1 protein-coding gene and 1 pseudogene are annotated in these 2502 nt (G+C 68.0%); both read left to right on the top strand.

Annotated features, from left to right (window positions below; all coding sequences use genetic code 11):
• The first annotated feature begins 98 nt into the window (after positions 1-98).
• Positions 99-1679: a methyl-accepting chemotaxis protein gene (locus KIT86_RS24895; protein WP_297403399.1), complete on the top strand. Its 1581-nt coding sequence runs from the start codon at positions 99-101 to the stop codon at positions 1677-1679.
• A 19-nt stretch (positions 1680-1698) separates the two neighbouring features.
• Positions 1699-2502, top strand: a pseudogene (locus KIT86_RS24890) (chemotaxis protein); the annotation flags it as partial.

The raw sequence follows: 2502 nt of genomic DNA, 5'->3' as shown, positions 1-2502 counted from the left end.
TGTCGTGCAGATCTTCCGCACCGACGCCCATTCTTCATGAACGCTTGCGGCGCCTGAGCCCGCCGCTTCATTTCAATCAACAACACGAAGAGACAGTCATGCAACACTTGATGCGCCAGTTTTCCATCCGAATCCGCATGAGGGCCGCCATTGGCGTGGTCCTGGTGCTGCTCCTGTTGGTCGGCACGGCCGGCTGGTGGGGCATGGCGCGCATGCACGCGCTCAACGAAGACTTTGTCGAACGCACCTTCGAAGAAACCCTCACGCTCTCGCGCCTGCAGGTGGCGCTGGGCGACATGGGCCGCCACGAGAAGGACATGATCATTGCCTACGAAAAGCCCGAGCTCGTGCTCAAGGCCAAGGCCCAGTGGCAGGCGGCCCGCGACCAGGCTCAGAAGCAGATGGACGTGCTGCAGGCCGGCAATGAAAACGGCGAGAACGAACTGGTTCGCGAGATGCAGTCGCACCTCACCAAGTACGTCGCTGCCGTGGGGCCGGTGACGAACCAGCTGGAGTCCTCGGGCTACGACTCGGCGACCGTGGCCAACCGCATGCTGGGCCGCGCGCACGCCAGCTATGGCGACCTGCTGCAGAGCCTCAAGCAGCTGGAAGAGGTGCTGATGGCCGACGCCGCCAATGCCCGCAAGGCGGGCCAGAGCGCCAACGACCAGACCCTGATGCTGTTTGGCCTGGCCGTGGCGATCGCCGCCCTGGTGGTGGTGCCGACCACGCTGTCCAACATGAACAGCATCTGCCGCCCGCTGGACGAAGCGCAGCGGCTGGCCAGCGCGATCGCCCAAGGTGACCTCACGCGCACCATCCAGCGCGAAGGCAAGGACGAAACGGCCGCGCTCATGCGCGCGCTGGGCGACATGCAGGCCTCGCTGGCCCGCATCGTGGGCGAGGTGCGCAGCTCGACCGACAGCATCGGCACCGCCAGCCAGCAGATCGCCAGCGGCAACCAGGACCTCTCCAGCCGCACCGAGCAGGCCGCGAGCAACCTGCAGGAAACCGCCGCGAGCATGGAACAGCTCACGAGCACGGTGCGCCAAAGCGCCGATGCCGCGCGCCAGGCCACGCAGATGGCCGTGGCCAACGCCGAGGTGGCCGTGCGCGGTGGCCAGGTGGTGGGCCAGGTGGTCACGACGATGGACGAGATCAACCACAGCAGCAAAAAGATTGGCGACATCATCGGCGTGATCGATGGCATTGCCTTCCAGACCAACATCCTGGCGCTGAACGCGGCGGTGGAAGCCGCGCGGGCCGGCGAACAGGGCCGGGGCTTTGCCGTGGTCGCCGCCGAGGTCCGCAGCCTGGCCCAGCGCAGTGCGCAGGCGGCCAAGGAAATCAAGGGCCTGATCGAGACCAGCGTGGGCAAGGTGGAGGACGGATCGCGCCTGGTGGCGCAGGCGGGCAGCACCATCGGCGAGATCGTTGCCAACGCCGAGAAGGTGTCCGCCTTCATCAGCGACATCACCACCGCCGCGGGAGAGCAGAGCGACGGCATCGGCCAGGTGAATGTGGCGGTGACGCAGCTGGACCAGATGACGCAGCAGAACGCGGCGCTGGTGGAAGAGAGCGCGGCCGCGGCCGAGAGCCTCAAGGACCAGGCCGGTCGTCTGGCCGAAGCGGTGCGGTTCTTCCGCCTCCATGACGGCACGCCGTCGCTGCGCGCCTGAGCGGCGACGAGGGCGCCCCATGAACTTCAACCAACGTCTCCTTCTGGCGTTCGTCGCGCCGGCCGCGCTTTTCGTGGCGGGCCTGGCAGGCAGCATCTGGTCGCTGGCGCAGACGCAGTCGCGCTTTGACCACTACATCAAGACCGAGCAGGCCACGGCCAGCGGCCTGCAGGACATGTATGCGCAAGGCCTGCAGATGGGCCAGGCGCTGCGCAACATCGTGCTGGACCCGAGCAACCAGCAGGCCTACAAGAACCTGGAAGCGGCGCGCGATGCCTTTGACGCGGCCCACCAGGCCACGCTCGCCGCGGCCAGGGGCACGCCCGCCGAAGCGGGTCTGGCGCCACTGGCCGGCCTGCGGACGGCCCAGGCCCAGGCACAAGACAAGGTGCTGGCCCTGCTGAAAACCAGCGCAGCCGATGCGGTGCAGATGCTCAACACCGAAGAAACGCCGGCCTGGCGCAAGCTGCGCGGCGAGCTGCTGCAGCTGGGCAAGGCCTCGCAGGCGTTGTCGACGCAGACGCATGAGCAGGTCAACGCCGAGGCCGATCGCGCCCGCGCGCTGGCCATCGGTCTGGCCTTGCTGGCGCTGTCGGCGGCCGTGGTGCTGGGCCTGGTGGTGCAGCGCACGCTCAAGCGCGAGATCGGTGGCGACCCCGCCATGGCGCGCAGCGCCCTGCGGCGCATCGCCGACGGTGACCTCAGCGGTGCCACGCCGCCCGCTCAGGATCCCGACAGCCTCATGGGCGCGCTCGCGGCCATGCAGACCTCCATGCGCACCCTCGTTGGCCAGGTGCAGCAATCCAGTGGCGGGATCGATGTG

This window comes from Hydrogenophaga sp. (genome assembly GCF_026125825.1).
GTDB lineage: Bacteria > Pseudomonadota > Gammaproteobacteria > Burkholderiales > Burkholderiaceae_C > Hydrogenophaga.
The sequence above is the reverse complement of the archived record's forward strand: the minus strand, read 5'-3'. Positions and strand labels throughout refer to the sequence as shown.